This window comes from Microbacterium sp. W4I20 (genome assembly GCF_030816505.1).
Taxonomy (GTDB): Bacteria; Actinomycetota; Actinomycetes; order Actinomycetales; family Microbacteriaceae; genus Microbacterium.
In genome coordinates this window covers 2,077,256-2,093,021 of sequence record NZ_JAUSYB010000001.1, presented here as the reverse complement: position 1 = coordinate 2,093,021, position 15,766 = coordinate 2,077,256, and the positions used below count along the sequence as shown (strand labels likewise).

The following is a 15,766-nucleotide window of genomic DNA, read 5'->3' as shown; positions in this document are numbered from 1 at the left end:
CGCTTACTTTCTTGAAGAAAGCTGGCGAAGTCAAGCGCGCGGCATCCGGAACTCGGAAGATGGCAGGAATCTCGGATGATTCGGCAGGAATCCTCCGACGAGCGCGCCGAACTCCGAATCTCGGATGCCGCGGGCGGGCCGCCCGCCGAGCCGGCTACTCCGCGACGCGGGCGGCGATGTCGGTGCGGTGGTGTGAGCCGTCGAGGCGGATCCGCCCGATCGCGTCGTACGCGCGCTCGCGCGCGGTGCGGAAGTCGGATGCCACGGCGACGACGCTCAGCACGCGACCACCGGAGGCGACGAGTGAACCGCCGGGTGCATCGGGGCTCGCGGTCGCGGCGTGTGCCAGGTGGACGCCCTCGACGGATGCGGCATCCCCGAGTCCCTCGATCGGGCGGCCGGTCTGCGGCGACTCCGGATACCCCTCGCTCGCGAGCACGACCGTGATGGCCACCTCGTCGCGGAAGACCGGTTCCGGCTGATCCTCCAGAGTGCCGGATGCTGCGGCGAACAGCAGCTCCGACAGCGGGGTGACGAGGCGTGGCAGTACCACCTGCGTCTCGGGGTCGCCGAAGCGCGCGTTGAACTCGATCACGCGGACACCGGCCGGGGTGAGGATGAGCCCGGCGTAGAGCAGACCGATGAAAGGCGTGCCCTCCGCATCCAGCTGACGGATCACGGGCAGGGCGACGTCGCGGGTGACCTCGTCGACGAACGCCTGCTCGCTGCCGAACTGCTCGGCCAGCCAGGGCAGCGGCGAGTAGGCGCCCATGCCGCCGGTGTTGGGGCCGGCATCGCCGTCGAGTGCGCGCTTGAAGTCCTGCGCGGGGCTGAGCGCGCGCACGGTGTCGCCGTCGCTCAGGAAGAACAGCGAGACCTCGGGACCGGAGAGGAACTCCTCGATCAGCACCGGCCCGGCCGGGAGATACTGCTCGGCGTGCGCGAGCGCCTCGGCGCGGTGGGACGTGACGATGACGCCCTTGCCCGCCGCGAGGCCGTCGGCCTTGACGACGTATGGAGCGCCGAGTTGGTCGAACGCGGCCTCGACTTCGGAGGTTGTTGCCGCGCGCAGCGCGCGTCCGGTGGGCACGCCCGCGGCATCCATGACCCGCTTCGCGAACGACTTCGAACCCTCGAGCTGCGCGGCCGCTTTGCCGGGACCGAACACCGGGATGCCGTGCGCCCGCAGCGCGTCGGCGACGCCCGCGACCAGCGGAGCCTCCGGGCCGACGACGACGAGGTTGATCCCGTGCTCGTTCGAGAACGCGGTCACCGCAGCCCCGTCGAGCGGATCGACCGAGACGGGGGTGGCGTCCTGCGCGATGCCGGCGTTGCCGGGAGAGACGAAGAGCTCGTGCTCCGCCTGCTCTGCCCGCAGGGCGAGGATGATCGCGTGCTCACGGGCACCGGAACCGAGGACGAGTATCTTCACCGGTCCAGCCTACCGAGGGTGTTGCCTTCCGTTTCGGGGGTGGACGCCGTTCACAACTCAGCCAGATCTCCGGGAATGGCTCGTGCACGCGGAGTGTCAGGGTGCTCCGGGCTCGATCTTGCTGAATTGTGAACGAGTGCCGCGCGCCTCTTCCACCGCGCCCGGGTCAGAGCTCGATCGGGCGCTCGACGGATTCGTCCCAGGGCACTGTCCACCCGGCCGCCGTGAAGAGGGCGTCGAGCACCATGGCGGTGAAGCCCCAGACGATGGTCCCGTCGACGTCGAACGCCGGCCCGCGGAACGTGCGACCCATCCGATGCAGCGTCGATGTGAACCGGATCTCCGGGTCGAGAAGCTGTGCGACCGGCACCCGGAAGACCTCGACGGTCTCGGCGTGATCGACCGCGACGACACGCGACGGCGACCGCCACCACGCCAGCACCGGGGTGACGAGGTGGTTGCTCGCGGCCAACGGTATCTCCGGCAGCGTGGCCAGGATCTCGACGCCGGCAGGGTCCAGCCCGGTCTCCTCCTCGGCCTCGCGGAGGGCCGTGGCCACGGCATCCGCATCCGACGGCTCGCTGCGCCCGCCGGGGAACGAGACCTGCCCGGGGTGCGACGAGAGCGAGGGGGCGCGGCGCTGCAGCAGCACATCGAGGTCGCGGGCGACCGCGGCATCGGCCACCGGGGCGGGCGTGCGATCGAGGACGCCGAACAGGATGAGCACGGCCGCGTCGTGCGCGCTGCCCGGGTCGGCGAGCTGCGGGAACGGGCCGCCCCAGGAGTGTCCGGACGCCGCGGCGATCAACTCGGCGCGGGCGCCTGCAGGATGCTGCGTGCTCATGCGTCCGAGCCTACGCACAGAAAGAGCGGGTCAGGCGATGACGACCGTGACGCCCATCGTGCGCAGTCTGTCGAGCTCGGCGGCATCCGCGCTGTCGTCGGTGATCAGGACGTCGACGTCGGACACCTCGGCCATCTGAGCGAGCGCCACGCGCCCGATCTTCGAGCCGTCGGCGACCACGATCGTGCGTTGCGCCTTGGCGACCATCGCATGATTGGTGCGCGCTTCCGTCTCGTCGTGCGTCGTCACTCCGGCATCCGCCGAGATGCCGTCGGCGCCGAGGATCGCGGTGCCGACGTTGATCGCGCTGAAGGTTCCCTCGGCGAGCACGCCGACGAGTTCGAGCGATTGCGGTCGCAGGATTCCGCCGGTCATCACGACGCGGAGCCGCGGGTAGGGCGCCGCGAGTGAAGCGATCGACAGGGAGTTCGTGATGATCGTGAGGTCGGAGTGGTTGACGAGCTCACGCGCGACGGAGGCTGTCGTGGTCCCGCCGCTGAGGGCGACGGCATGACGCTCGCGAGGCAGCCGCGCGGCTGCGGCTCGGGCAATCCGTCGCTTGGCGTCCTGGAATCGGGTGTCGCGCAGGGCGACGGGCAGTTCGGCCAGCGAGCCCGCCGGCTTCGCGCCCCCGTGCGTGCGGATGATGAGTCCCTGGTCGGAGAGCGCGCCGAGGTCGCGGCGCAGCGTGGCGGCAGAGCTGCCGAACTGCTCGGCGAGCTCGGCGAGCGTCACCTCTCCGCGTTCGGCGATCGTGTCGAGGATGCCCGCCATACGTCGAGATCGTTTCGGTGATCCGCCGAGCTCGGCGACGGAGGTCGTGCTGAAGGCAGTGGCCATGAGAAGTGAGCATGACAGGTGAGCGATTGAGTGTCAATGCAATCATTTCGTTGCGCATCATGTGCATTTCTGCGAAGAATCATGGCATGCCCACGATCACCTTCCTCGGCGCAGGCAGCGTCGTCTTCACCCGCCAGCTGCTGACCGATCTGCTCCGCTTCCCGGATCTTCCGACCCTCGACATCGCTCTGCACGACATCGACGCCGACCGGCTCGAGGTCGCGCGACTGACCGCACTCAGCGTCGCCCGCCAGCTCGGGCGCGACATCCGGGTGCGCGCCTCGCTGGACCGACGCGAATCGCTCGACGGCGCCGACTTCGTCATCAACATGATCCAGGTCGGCGGGGTCGCGGCGACCAGGATCGATCTCGAGCTGCCGGCCGCCCGCGGGCTTCGGCAGACGATCGGTGACACGACCGGCGTCGGCGGCGTCTTCCGCGCGCTGCGCACGTTCCCGGTGCTCTCGGCGATCGCGCAGGACATGCGCGAACTCTGCCCCGACGCCTGGTTCCTGAACTACACGAACCCGATGGCGATGAACGTCTGGTGGATGTCGGAGGTCGCGCCCGAGATCAGGACGGTCGGCCTGTGCCACAGCGTGTACTGGACCGTGAACGACCTGTGCGAACTCGTCGGAGTCCCCCTCGAGGGCACGCACTACCGCGCGGCCGGCGTCAACCACCAGTCGTGGCTCACCGAGTGGAGTCACGACGGCGAGGACCTCTACCCGCGTCTGCGCGAGCGTATCGAGGCCGAGCCCGACCTGCAGCGGCGAGTGCGCGCGGAGATCTTCCGCCGCATCGGGTACTACCCGACCGAGACGAGCGAACACTCGTCGGAGTACCTCGGCTGGTTCCTGCGCTCCGATGCACAGATCGAGCGCTTCCGACTCGAGCCGCTGCAGTACATCGGCATCTCCGAGGAGAACGTGAACGAGTTCCACGAGGCGCAACGCCTGCTCGCCGCAGGTCAGGAGGTGCCCCTGCACGAAGAGGGCGACGCCGCCGAGTACGCGCCGCAGATCATCCACTCGATGCTGACCGGTGCGCCACGCGAGATCCATGCGAACGTCGTCAACCACGGCCTGATCGACAACCTCCCGGAGCGCGCGGTGGTCGAGGTGCCGGCGACGGTCGACGCCGACGGTGTGCATCCGATCGCCTGGGGGGCGATCCCTGCGGCCGGCGCGGCGCTGAACCGCACGTACCTGTCGGTCGCCGACCTCACGATCCGTGCCGCCCTCGAGGGCGATCCCGAACTCGTGCGCCGTGCGGTGCTGATCGACCCCAATGCGAGTTCGACGCTCACGCCCGACGAGATCTGGCAGCTCTGCGACGAGCTCACCGCCGCTCATGCGGAGCTGCTGCCCCGCGCACTCGGCGGCGTGCTGTGACCTCAACGCTCAGCCAAATGACCAATCGGAGTGAGCGAATTGCGCATTTGATTGTCGACTGAGCGATATATCGGCACGATAAGACCACCTTCATACGAGACAGGAATTGCCATGCACCGTCGCCACGCACGAAAGATCTCGCACTACGCCGCCGCCGGCATCGCGACCGGGGCGCTGCTGCTCTCCGGATGCGCCGGATCGCAGGGCGCGACCGAACTCGACCCGGACGCCGACGTCACCATCACCTGGTGGACCGGCCAGAGCGACGAGGCGCAGACGATCCTCGAGGGTCTCGCCGCGGAGTTCGAAGAGCTCCACCCCAACGTCACGATCGACATCTCTCCCGGCGCCTCGTCCACCGAAGAGCTGCTGCAGAAGCTCTCGGCCGGATTCGCCGGGAACAGCTACCCGAACATCTCCTACTCCTTCGGCGCCTGGGCCAGCGAACTGGAGTCGTCGCAGCGCACCCTCGACATCAGCGAGCAGGTGTCCGATCCCGACTTCGGCTGGGACGAGTTCTCCGAGGCGGCGCGCGCGACCGTGCAGCCGACCGGCGAGAAGATCATCGGCTTCCCCGCTCTCGTCGACAACATCTCGCTGTTCTACAACAAGACCGTCTTCGACCAGGCCGGCGTCGACTACCCGACCGAGGAATGGACCTGGGACGAGTTCCGCGCGGCGGCCAAGGCCCTGACCGATCCCGCGAACGAGACCTACGGCTACGCGTACTCGGTGTCGGGTTCCGAGGAGACCACCTGGCAGTTCTGGCCGCACCTCTGGCAGAACGGCGGCGAGATCCTCTCCGACGACCAGAAGACCGCCGCCTTCGCGAGCGACGAGGGCGTCGAGGCGCTCGAGTTCCTGCGCCAGATGGCCGTCGACGACAAAAGCATCTACCTCGACCAGACCGACACGAAGTTCGCCCAGCTGTTCGCCGCGAACCGCATCGGGATGATGACGTCGGGACCGTGGCAGCTCTGGGATCTGAAGACCGCGAAGACGGACTACGGAGTCACCGTGCTCCCCGGCATCGACGGCGACCACCAGACCGTGTCGGGCCCGGACATCTGGGCGCTCTTCGACACCAAGGACGTCAACGAGAACCACTGGTCCGTCGAGCTCATGAAGTGGCTGACCGCCCAGGAGCAGGATCTGCGGTGGAACGTGGCCTACGGCAACCTGCCGCTGCGCGCCAGCGAGATCGACACCCCCGAGTTCCAGGAGCAGGCCGCCGCGCTTCCCGGCCTCGAGATCATGGCCGAGAACAACGAGAACGCCGTCAACGCCCGCCCGACCGTCTCCGGCTACGTCGGACTCTCGGAGGCCATCGGTGGCGCCATCTCGAAGGTCCTGCAGGGTCAGGGGACGGCGGAGGAGGCCCTCAAGGATGCCGCCGAGAAGGCCGACCAGGCGCTGGCGCGGAATTGATCCTTCGGTGGGCGGCACGCGCCGCCCACCGACCGGCCCGGCAGCCGCCGACCGGGACACGAACGAGAAAGAGAACCATGAACATCACCGCGATGGAGATCGACAGCCAGCCCGACACCTGGCGGGCCGCGCTGACGCTTCGAGACGAGGCGGCCCGTGTGCTCGGACGACCGGGAGAGCGGGTGCTGGTGATCGGATGCGGCACCTCCGCTTTCGTGGCCGAGTCGTTCGCGCTGCTGCGCGAGGCGGCGGGGCTGGGCGAGACCGACGCCGCGTACGCCTCCGAACCGCGCCCCTGGCGGCCGTACGACGCGGTCATCGCGATCAGCCGTTCCGGAACCACGACCGAGGTGATCGATGCACTGAACGCGCTGCCGTCGGGAGTGCGCAAGGTCGTGGTGACCGGCGTCGCGGACTCGCCGTGCGCCCGGCTCGCGGACGAGGTGCTGCTCCTCGACTTCGCCGACGAGAAGTCGGTGGTGCAGACCCGCTTCCCGACGACGGTCCTGTTCCTCGCCAGAGCCGCGTTCGGCGAGGACGTGTCGGGGCTGCCGGATGCCGCGGCTGAGGCCCTGGCCCAGCCGTCGACCCTCCCCGAGAACATCGAACACCTCGTGTACCTCGGTCGAGGGTGGGCCTACGGGCTCGCCCAGGAGGCAGCGTTGAAGGTGCGCGAGGCTGCGCAGGCGTGGTCCGAGTCGTACCCGATGCTCGACTACCGGCACGGCCCGCTCGCGGTCGCCCATCCCGGCACGCTCATCTGGTTCCTCGGCAGCCGCGACGACGAGCTCGCCGACGACATCGCCGTCACCGGGGCCACCGTCGTGCAGGGCACGGCCGATCCTCTGATCGAACTGGTGCTCGCACAGCGGCTGGCGGTTCGCACGGCCGAAGAGCGCGGCCTGGACCCTGACCAGCCTCGTCATCTGACGAGGTCGATCGTGCTCTCCTGAGCCCACGCACGACAGACGACAGCCGACGGACGACGGAGCGATGATGACGATGACGACAGTTCGCGAGAAGAAGAGATCCGCCGAGATCGACGGAGACACCCCGTCACGACGACCGGCGAGCGCGACCCGGCGGCGCGGTCTCCTCCGCAACGACCTGACCGGCTGGGGGTTCGTGGGACCGGCGATGGTCATCATCGTCGGCCTGTCGATCTTCCCGGCCGTGTGGGCGTTCATCCTCTCGCTTCAGGACTGGAACGGATTCTCCGATCCGGTGGCGGTCGGCGGGGAGAACTACTCGCGACTGATGTCGGACGGGGAGTTCTGGGATGCCGTGTCGCACACGGCGGGCTTCGTCGTGCTCTTCGTACCGGCCTCCGTGCTGGCGGGCCTCTTCCTCGCGGTCGCGCTGAACCGGAAGATCCGCTTCATCGGCCTGTACCGCACGGCGATCTTCGTGCCGTTCGTCGCGTCGGCGGTGGCGACCGGCATCCTCTCCACCTATCTGTTCAGCCCGCAGTACGGCATCGTGAACAACGTGCTCCGCTCCGTGGGCCTGCCGGCTCAGGGATGGCTGGAGGATCCGCAGCAGGCGATGCTGGTCATCGCGATCATGTCGCTGTGGGGGCAGGCCGCCTTCACGACCGTCATCTACCTCGCGGGGCTTCAGGACATCCCGGAGGAGTTGCTCGAGGCGGCGCGCATCGACGGTGCGAATCGCTGGCAGACGTTCTGGCGCATCGTGTGGCCGGAACTCGGTCCGGTCACGGTGTTCATCGCCATCTGGCAGACCATCGGCGCGCTGCAGCTGTTCGACCTCGTCTACACGACCACGCGAGGAGGGCCCCTCGACTCGACGAAGACCATCGTCTACTTCCTGTGGGAGAAGGCGTTCAAGAGCCTGGACTTCGGCTACGGATCCGCGGCGGCCTACGTGCTCTTCGCGGTGACGCTGCTGATCACCATCGGCATGGTCGTCTACTCGCGCATCAAGAAGGTCGAGGCATTCTGATGACCGCCGACACGTATTCGATCGTCACGGGCAAGCAGGGCCGGCCGCCCCGCCGTCGGCGCCGGATGAGCGGCTGGCACTTCGTGCTCGCGCCGATCGCCCTGCTGTTCGTGATCCCGTTCGCGCAGATGGTGATGGCGTCGGTCTCGCCCGCCGAGGATCTGGTGAAGTTCCCGCCGCCGTTCATCCCCTCGCGGTTCACCCTGGATGGGTTCGTTGCGCTGTTCACGACGACCGACATCCTGCACTGGCTGCTCAACAGCACGTTCGTCTCGGCAATCGCGATCGGCGCGCACATCGTGCTCTGCTCGCTTGCCGGCTACGGGTTCGCCCGGCTGCGCTTCCGCGGCCGGAACCTCGGCTTCATCATGATCGTCGCCACGATCATGATCCCGACGCAGCTGCTGATGATCCCGACCTACGTGATGTTCTCCCGGCTCGGACTGGTCAACACGATCGCGGCCGCCTTCGTGCCCTGGCTCGCCTCGGCCTTCGGCATCTTCCTGATGAGGCAGTTCTTCCTCTCGATCCCCGTGGAGATCGAGGAGGCCGCGGCGCTCGACGGCGCGAACCGGCTGCAGACGTTCCTGCGGGTGATCCTGCCGCTGGCCCGACCGGCGATCGCCACCCTGGCGATCTTCACGCTGCTGGGTTCCTGGAACGACCTGATCTGGCCGCTCATCGCGATCAACGACGACAGCATCTTCACCGTGCAGCTGGGCATCGCGAACTTCCAGAGCTCCCGCCGCACGCAGTGGGAGCTGCTGATGGCGAGCAACGTGATCGCGACGGCACCGCTGGTGCTGTTCTTCCTGTTCGCGCAGAAGCAGTTCGTGCAGACGATGACGATGACCGGGCTGAAGGGATGAGCCCGCGCATCCTCGTGGCCGGCGACGCGAACCTCGACCTCGTCCTGCGGGGCGACGTGGTGCCGCGCTTCGGTCAGGCCGAGCAGCTGCTCGACGGCGCCGACCTGGTGCTCGGATCCAGTGCGGGCATCTGCGCGGCCGGTCTCGCCCGCCTGGGTGTCGACACGGCCCTCGTCGCCCGCGTCGGAGCCGACGTCTTCGGCGACAGGACCCGCGAGCTACTCGCCGATGCCGGGGTCGACACCGCGGCGGTGCGGGTGGTCGACGAGCCCACCGGCATCTCCGTGATTCTGTCGGCCCCTCATGATCGGTCGATCCTCACGCTCACGGGCGCACTCTCCGGTGTCACCGCCGCAGAGGTCCTGGCCGCGGCGGAAGGCCGCTCGCACGTGCACTTCGCTTCCTACTTCCTCGTGCCGGCGTTGGCCGCGGCGCTCCCCGAGGTGCTGACCGAGCTCCGCGCGCGCGGCGTCACGACCAGCCTCGACACGAACTGGGATCCCGCCGAGCGCTGGGACGGCATCTCGGAATGCCTTCCGCTGCTCGACCTGCTTCTGCCGAACGCGGCGGAGGCCATCGCGCTCGCCGCGGCGGCCGGCACCCGGGCCGAGGATGCCGAGGACGCGGCGCGCGCGCTCGCCGCGAGCGGCCCGATCGTCGTCGTCAAGGACGGTGCCGCCGGCGGACTCGCGATCGTCGGGGAACGCGCCCTGCGGGCGCCGGGCCTGGTGCTCGACGTCATCGACACGACCGGTGCGGGCGACAGCTTCGACGCCGGATTCCTCGCGTCGTGGACCGAACACGGCGACGTGCAGGCGGCGCTGCGGTGGGCGGCGGTGGCGGGATCCCTCTCCACGCGCGGCGCCGGCGGAACCGGAGGGCAGGCGACTCGTGCCGAAGTGGAGTCGCTGGCGTGAGGCGTCGATCCTCGTTCGCGCTCGTCCTGGCGGGGGTCCTGCTGCTCGCGGCATGCACAGCTGCCCCTGAACCATTGCCGACCGGAGGGCCAGCAGACGTGAATCTCGGCATCGGTCCCCGTGCGGAGTTCGTGGATGCCGGCCCGGCCGGGGTCTCGGTCTCGGACGGCGACGACTGGACGCTGCCGGCGCACGCGCGTCCCGCCGCGAACTCCGGCTACTTCTCGGAAGAAGCCTCTGCCGACGAACTCGTGGCGGTCCGATCCATCGACGTCAGCTGGAGGCAGATCCGACCGACGAAGGACGGCCCGATCGACCGATCCTCGACCGGGTCGGCACAGGGGATGAGTTTCGACGCGCTCGATGCGCAGCTCGCCGAGCCGGGGGATTTCTGGATGCGCGTGTTCGCGAGCGGTGAGGAGTGGGCACCCGAGTGGGTGGCCGAGGACTGCGGCGTCACGACCTACGGGCCCGACTACGACGGTCAATCGCACCTGCCGATCTGGGACGAGTGCGTGTGGGGACACCTGATGGACACCTACCGCTCCCTGTTCGTCGACCTCGGACTGGCGGAGAACCCGCGTCTGCGGTTCGTCTACGTGCCGGGTGCGTTCACCTGGGCGGAGTTCGACTACGAGATGGTGACGGCCGGGGTGGAGAGCGGGGACCTCGACGAGCAGACGTATCTGGCCTGGTACGACCACGCGTGGACCGACCTGGTCGACCTCTTCGGCGACCACGCGCACAAGCTCGTGTTCACCGGGGAGGACTACCCGTTCGGACCGTTCGGCGAGGCGGACGACCTCTTGGCCGTGCAGGCCGTGGATGCCGGGATGGGCATCCGCACCGGCATCACGGAGCCGAGCAACTTCCACCTCAGCGAGGCTCCGGCGTACGGCTCGGCCATCCAGCCGAACGGGCACATGGTCGTCGATGAGACGCTCCCGGTGCATTCCGGACGCTTCGTGGTCGCCACGGAGAACGAGTGCTTCAACGACTGCGGGTACTCGACGAGTGATCCGTACTACGCGGTGCGTCAGGCGAACCTCAAGGCGCTGCAGCTGCGGATGAACTGGATGTACGTGGTGCCGGAGCCGTCGTACATGGCCGAGTATCCGGAGCACTGGGACTGGGTGCGGCTCGAACTGGGGCAGACCGCCGAGACCGCTCCGGATGCCTGGGCCGCGTTGCGCGATGCGGAGGACACGTACTGGGCGGAGGAGGAGTTCCCTCGTGCCTGGAACGACCAGCCGTGGGTGCGCAACCTCGAGCGGTGGATCGTGCAGGTCGACGAACCGGGCTCGGTCGCGCATCGCACGGATGTCGACACCCATGTCGGGGAGCTGGAGGAGGCGAACGGCACGGCGCACGAGGGACTGTCGACGGCCGTGAGTTCGGGCGACACCGGGTTCGTCTTCGAGGTCGATGAGCGGTTCGCCGCCGGCACCACAGGGGACGCGGTGCTGAAGGTCACCTTCCTCGACTCCGGAACGGGTTCGTTCATGGTCGAGACGGATGCCGGTGCGTCGGCGGCCGTGCCGCGTACCGGCAGCGGGGAGTGGCGCACGGCCACCGTCGCCCTGCCATCGGGTGCCGTGGCGCCGGATACCACCCGTCTGCGGATCTCCCTGGCGGAGGGGGCGGATGACCTGGTCGTGCGCTTCGTGCGGCTGGTCCGCCTGGAGGCGCCTCTGCCGTGACACCGGTCTAGGCTGGCGGTCATGGCACGCCGGATCGATATCGTGGATGGTCGCTCCGCATTGGCTGCGGTGCGGAGCGCGGATGCTGCGGGCGAGAAGCCCCCGCGGACCGATCTCGCGACCGCGGTGCGGTACCTGCTGCAGCTGCTCGATGAGAAGGCGCCGGGCAACAGCGTCGAGGTGCGGGTGCCGCCGTTCGGCGCCGTTCAGGTCATCCAGGGGCCGCGGCACACCCGCGGTACTCCGCCGAACGTCGTCGAGATGGATGCTGCGACCTGGATCGCCGTGTCGACGGGTGAGGAGGCCTGGGCGGATGCCGCGACGGCCGGCCGCATCCACGCCTCCGGCACACGGGCCGACCTGCTGGGCGTCCTGCCCCTGCGGCCGTAGCCCGCGGCGGGCAGGTCAGCGCCGAGCCACCACCAGCGGAACCCCGGTGATGGGATGCGGGAAGACGTCGACCGCCTGCCCGTAGACCTCCTCGATGCGCGGCGCGGTGAGCACCTGTGCCGGTGGCCCTGACGCCACGACGCGGCCCTCCGACAGCAGCGTGACGCGATCGGCATGGGCGAGCGCGGAGTTCAGGTCGTGCAGCACGATGGCCACCGCGACGCCGGCATCCGCCCTACTCCTGATCAGTCTCATGACGTCTTCGTGATGCTTGAGGTCGAGTGCCGCGGTCGGCTCGTCGAGCAGCAGGATGCCGGTGCTCTGCGCGATCACCCGGGCGAGGGCCACGCGGGCGCGCTCGCCGCCCGACAGCGAGGTCACCGCGCGAGCGCTCAGGGCGGTCACCTCGGTGAGCTCCATCGCAGAGGCGACCACGGAGTCGTCGTCATCGGCGGCCGGAGTGCGCGCCCACGGCGTGCGGCCCATGCGCACCACCTGCTCCGCGCTGAACGGGAAGGTGACTGTGTTCTCCTGCAGGAGCACCGCGCGCTGCTGGGCCAGGGTGCGAGGACGCCAGCTGCCGATCGGTCGATCGTCGAGGGTGACCTCGCCCGCCTGCGTGGTCACATCGCCCGCGAGCACCCCGAAGAGCGTGGTCTTACCGGCACCGTTCGGGCCGACCAGCGCGTGGATCTCGCCGGCACGGATGTCGATCGACGCGTCCTCGAGGATCGCGCGCCCCTCGCCGATCCGCACCGTGAGGCCCTCGCCACGCAGCCCCACGGTCATGCCCACCCACCCGAGCGTCGCCGCGTGCGCACGAGCAGCCACAGGAAGAACGGCCCGCCGACGAGAGACGTGATCATGCCGATCGGGAGATCGGCCAGCGGCACCGCCGTGCGGGCGATGAGGTCGGCGACGGCGATCAGCAGCGCCCCGCCGAGGGCCGAGGCGATGACGAGGGGCAGGTGGGCCGGGCCGATGATCATGCGCATCAGGTGCGGCACGACGAGACCGGCGAAGCCGATGATGCCGGCGAACGCGACGGCCGCGCAGACGAGGATCGCCACCGTGACGATCACCGCCATCCGCAACAGCTCGACGTTCAGCCCGAGATGCCGCGCGGTGCGCTCGCCGAGCGCGAAGAGGTCGAGGCTCGGGGCGACGATCAGGGCGGCGACGATGCCGACGGCGACCAGCGGCGCGACCAGCTGGATGTTCTGCCACAGCGCGCCGTTCAGCGAGCCGAACTGCCAGAACACGATCTGCTCGCGCGTGGAGGTCGAGCCGAGGAACGTGAGGAACGCCATGCCCGCGCCGGCGATGGCGTTGATCGCGATGCCGGTGAGCAGCAGCGTCACGACCTCGGTGCGTCCTCCCGCACGGCTGATGAAGTAGACGGCGAGCACGGCGACGAGCCCGCCGACGAAGGCGAAGGCCGGTGTGGTCCACATCCCGAAGGTGGCGAGACCGAACGTGATGCTCGCCGCCGCGCCGAGCGCCGCGCCGGACGAGACGCCGACCACTCCGGCATCCGCCAGCGGGTTGCCGAAGATCGCCTGCATCAGCACGCCCGAGACGGCCAGCGCAGCCCCGACGAGGAGGCCGAGCACGAGGCGCGGCATCCGGATGCTGTTGATCACGCCGTAGTCGGTCGAGGCGGTCGGGGCCCAGGCCGTGTCGATGCCGACTCCCTTGAGCAGCACGCCGACCAGATCGCCGGGGGAGAGGGCGTACTGCCCGCTGGTGATCGACGCGATCCCGGTGACCGCGAGCGCGACGAGCAGGCCGGCGACCACCAGCACGAAACGCAGACCGCGGTGCCGCGCCGGCGTCGAGGTGACGACCTCCGACGCCGTGTCGTCCGACGTCACTTCGCGGGCTCGGGGGCGTACAGCGCCCGGGCGAGCGCGCTGATCACGTCGGCGGAGCGCGGGCCGAAGCTGAGGATCTCGCTGTCGGCCATGTCGATCACGCGGCGGTTGACGCCGGCCGGTGTCTCGGCGACGGCGGGGATCCGCTCGATGAGGCCGTCGATGCCGCCCACCGATTCGAGGCCATCGGTCATCATCACCAGCACGTCCGGTTGCGCGGCGACGAGCGCTTCGGCAGTCATCGGCTTCATGCCCTGCCAGCCGATCTCACCGGCGACGTCGATGCCGCCGACGGCGTCGATGAGGGAATCCGCCCCGGAGTCCTCGCCGAAGATGTAGTAGACGTTCGCGCTGCCGCGCACGTAGAGGAACAGCATGCGGGCGCGGTCCTCCTCCGCGGCGGGGACCACCTCGGCGATCTCTGTGAGCGAGGCCTCGACGCCGGCATCCAGTCGTTCGTTCAGGGCCTCGCCGCGGCTCGGCACTCCGAGCGCGGCGGCGATCTCGGTGACGAGCGCGTCGGTGGTGTCGAGGCGGCGGTCGCTGGAGATCACGACCACGGCGATGCCGGCATCGCGCAGCTGCTGGCGGATCTCCTTCGGACCGATGGTGGTGTCGGTCAGGATCACGGTCGGCGCCAGCTCGAGGATGGCCTCCGCATTGAGCGAGTGACCGCTCTTCGTGACGACGGGCAGGTCCTCGGTGCCCGCGAAGGCGGTGGACGAATCGCGGCCGACGACCTGGTCGCCGAGTCCGAGCGCGAACACCGTCGAGGCGATCGTGCCCGAGATGTCGATGGGCAGGATGCGGTCGATGTCGGTGACCTCGACGTCGCGGCCTTCGCTGTCGGTCACGGTCACCGGAAGCTCCGGTGCGGTGTCATCGGCGACCGGCTCGATCGCGTGGCTCGACAGGCAGGCGGTCGATCCGCCGGTCACCTCGCGCACGTCGTCGACGACATCGAGAGAGGCGAGAGGGACGGATGCCTGGGGGCAGGCATCCGCGGTGGCGGTGGTGTCAGCGGCGGAACCCGGCGTCGCGCATCCGGCCAGACCGATGACGAGCGCGGCCGCAAGGAGGACGGGAAGAACACGGCGCATGAGGCAAGGCTAACCTAAATCGCGGCGCCTCCGCGTCGGCTCTGCAGCGCCTCCGCAACGCCGGAGGCGCGTCAGGCGAGCGGTGCCGGTGCGTCGAGAGCCTCGGTCTTCCGCGAGCGATCCGCGCTGCGGATGACGGGGACCAACGCGATGAGGCCCGACGAGACGGCGACGAGCTGCCACCACGGATCCACGGTGTTGGGGATGTCGACGAGGAAGTTGTTGCAGGCGTGGAAGAGGATCGGCAGGAGTAGCGTCCCCGTGGCGCGCGGCGGAGCACGTAGAAGCTGGTGCCGGCCACGAAGGTGAACAGCACCTGGAGGAGAGTGTCGCCCAGAGACTGTCCGGCGGTCAGGCTCAGGAAGTGCGTGGATGCGAAGAGCACTGTCGAAAGCATCCACACCCAGAACTCGCTCAGGCGAGAACGGGCGGCCACCACCACGGCACCGCGGAACGTGACCTCTTCGGTGAGCCCATCGGTGAGCGCGACGATCGCCGCGCCCAGGATGAAGGATCCCGCGACGCCTGACCACTCCGCCGTGAGGAGGCTGGCGATGAAGGATGCGAGGAGCGCACCGCCCACGAGCAGAGCCGGCCACAGTGCGGAATGCCGGTGGCGCTCGCGCAGGATGCGCGGCAGCCAACCCGTCAGCGCGATGACGCCCACGAAGACAGCTGCGACGAGCAGCCCGAGGAGTGCTCCGCTGACGAGGTCGCCCCGCGCGTAGAGTGCGCCCACGAGCGCTCCGCCCACGATCGCCTGCAGGAGGAACAGGATGAGGACGGGTGCGATGTGCCAGAGGCGCGGCTTCAGGAAAAGACGGCGTCGAGGCTGAGTCGTGGACATGGACGACAAAGGTATTCCAGCCGGCGCATACACATTTGCCTCGAGCTGTGGAAGGCGGACCTCACGGGTCGCATTTGGTCCCGAATTTAGGTAAGGCTGCCCTAAAACTTGACGCGCCTCGGGCTCGCACCCTACGCTCGGGACCATCGGCTTGTTAGCCAAGCCTAAC

General features: G+C 69.1%; 15 protein-coding genes. 8 read left to right on the top strand and 7 right to left on the bottom strand.

All coding sequences use genetic code 11. The features are described from left to right. Positions 1-154: 154 nt before the first annotated feature. The 3 genes from purD to QFZ21_RS10075 form a co-directional block, all read right to left on the bottom strand. Positions 155-1,432 carry a phosphoribosylamine--glycine ligase gene (purD, locus tag QFZ21_RS10085; protein WP_307377390.1) on the bottom strand — a complete coding sequence of 426 codons (1,278 nt, stop codon included), beginning with the start codon at positions 1,430-1,432 and terminating at the stop codon, positions 155-157. 166 nt (positions 1,433-1,598) lie between these two features. Continuing rightward, complete coding sequence (locus tag QFZ21_RS10080) at positions 1,599-2,276, bottom strand: CoA pyrophosphatase (protein ID WP_307377389.1); 678 nt, start codon at positions 2,274-2,276, stop codon at positions 1,599-1,601. A gap of 30 nt (positions 2,277-2,306) precedes the next feature. Next, positions 2,307-3,116 carry a DeoR/GlpR family DNA-binding transcription regulator gene (locus QFZ21_RS10075; protein ID WP_307377385.1) on the bottom strand — a complete coding sequence of 270 codons (810 nt, stop codon included), beginning with the start codon at positions 3,114-3,116 and terminating at the stop codon, positions 2,307-2,309. 86 nt (positions 3,117-3,202) lie between these two features. Between QFZ21_RS10075 and QFZ21_RS10070 the strand changes: the two genes are divergently transcribed. The 8 genes from QFZ21_RS10070 to QFZ21_RS10035 all read left to right on the top strand — a co-directional run bounded on the left by QFZ21_RS10070 (position 3,203) and on the right by QFZ21_RS10035 (position 11,776). Beyond that, positions 3,203-4,510 carry an alpha-glucosidase/alpha-galactosidase gene (locus tag QFZ21_RS10070; RefSeq protein WP_307377383.1) on the top strand — a complete coding sequence of 436 codons (1,308 nt, stop codon included), beginning with the start codon at positions 3,203-3,205 and terminating at the stop codon, positions 4,508-4,510. 111 nt (positions 4,511-4,621) lie between these two features. Continuing rightward, on the top strand, positions 4,622-5,938 hold the full coding sequence (locus QFZ21_RS10065; RefSeq protein WP_307377381.1) for an ABC transporter substrate-binding protein: 1,317 nt from the start codon (positions 4,622-4,624) through the stop codon (positions 5,936-5,938). 77 nt (positions 5,939-6,015) lie between these two features. Then, entirely contained in the window at positions 6,016-6,891 is an 876-nt protein-coding gene (locus QFZ21_RS10060) for an SIS domain-containing protein (protein WP_307377379.1), read from the top strand. A 49-nt stretch (positions 6,892-6,940) separates the two neighbouring features. Beyond that, positions 6,941-7,900 (top strand): carbohydrate ABC transporter permease, encoded by a 960-nt coding sequence (locus QFZ21_RS10055; protein ID WP_307377376.1) that lies wholly within the window; start codon positions 6,941-6,943, stop codon positions 7,898-7,900. Continuing rightward, positions 7,900-8,769 (top strand): carbohydrate ABC transporter permease, encoded by an 870-nt coding sequence (locus QFZ21_RS10050; RefSeq protein WP_307377373.1) that lies wholly within the window; start codon positions 7,900-7,902, stop codon positions 8,767-8,769. Before QFZ21_RS10055 ends, QFZ21_RS10050 begins: the two co-directional genes overlap by 1 nt. Beyond that, entirely contained in the window at positions 8,766-9,686 is a 921-nt protein-coding gene (locus tag QFZ21_RS10045) for a carbohydrate kinase family protein (RefSeq protein WP_307377371.1), read from the top strand. Before QFZ21_RS10050 ends, QFZ21_RS10045 begins: the two co-directional genes overlap by 4 nt. A gap of 98 nt (positions 9,687-9,784) precedes the next feature. After that, the gene (locus QFZ21_RS10040) at positions 9,785-11,386 is read left to right on the top strand and encodes a hypothetical protein (protein WP_307377368.1); all 1,602 of its coding nucleotides are present in this window, start codon (positions 9,785-9,787) and stop codon (positions 11,384-11,386) included. Between the two features lie 21 nt (positions 11,387-11,407). Continuing rightward, positions 11,408-11,776: a sterol carrier family protein gene (locus tag QFZ21_RS10035; RefSeq protein ID WP_307377366.1), complete on the top strand. Its 369-nt coding sequence runs from the start codon at positions 11,408-11,410 to the stop codon at positions 11,774-11,776. 15 nt (positions 11,777-11,791) lie between these two features. On the opposite strand, the gene QFZ21_RS10030 is transcribed toward QFZ21_RS10035, so the two are convergent. The 4 genes from QFZ21_RS10030 to QFZ21_RS10015 are packed head-to-tail and all read right to left on the bottom strand — an operon-like array spanning position 11,792 to position 15,597. Continuing rightward, complete coding sequence (locus QFZ21_RS10030; RefSeq protein WP_307381280.1) at positions 11,792-12,565, bottom strand: heme ABC transporter ATP-binding protein; 774 nt, start codon at positions 12,563-12,565, stop codon at positions 11,792-11,794. Then, positions 12,562-13,650: an iron ABC transporter permease gene (locus tag QFZ21_RS10025; RefSeq protein ID WP_307377364.1), complete on the bottom strand. Its 1,089-nt coding sequence runs from the start codon at positions 13,648-13,650 to the stop codon at positions 12,562-12,564. The genes QFZ21_RS10030 and QFZ21_RS10025 overlap by 4 nt, the downstream gene beginning before the upstream one ends. Beyond that, a complete protein-coding gene (locus QFZ21_RS10020) occupies positions 13,647-14,750 on the bottom strand; it encodes a hemin ABC transporter substrate-binding protein (RefSeq protein WP_307377362.1) in 1,104 nt (367 codons plus the stop codon). The genes QFZ21_RS10025 and QFZ21_RS10020 overlap by 4 nt, the downstream gene beginning before the upstream one ends. Further along, positions 14,668-15,597 carry a CPBP family intramembrane glutamic endopeptidase gene (locus tag QFZ21_RS10015; protein ID WP_307377359.1) on the bottom strand — a complete coding sequence of 310 codons (930 nt, stop codon included), beginning with the start codon at positions 15,595-15,597 and terminating at the stop codon, positions 14,668-14,670. The genes QFZ21_RS10020 and QFZ21_RS10015 overlap by 83 nt, the downstream gene beginning before the upstream one ends. Positions 15,598-15,766: the final 169 nt, after the last annotated feature.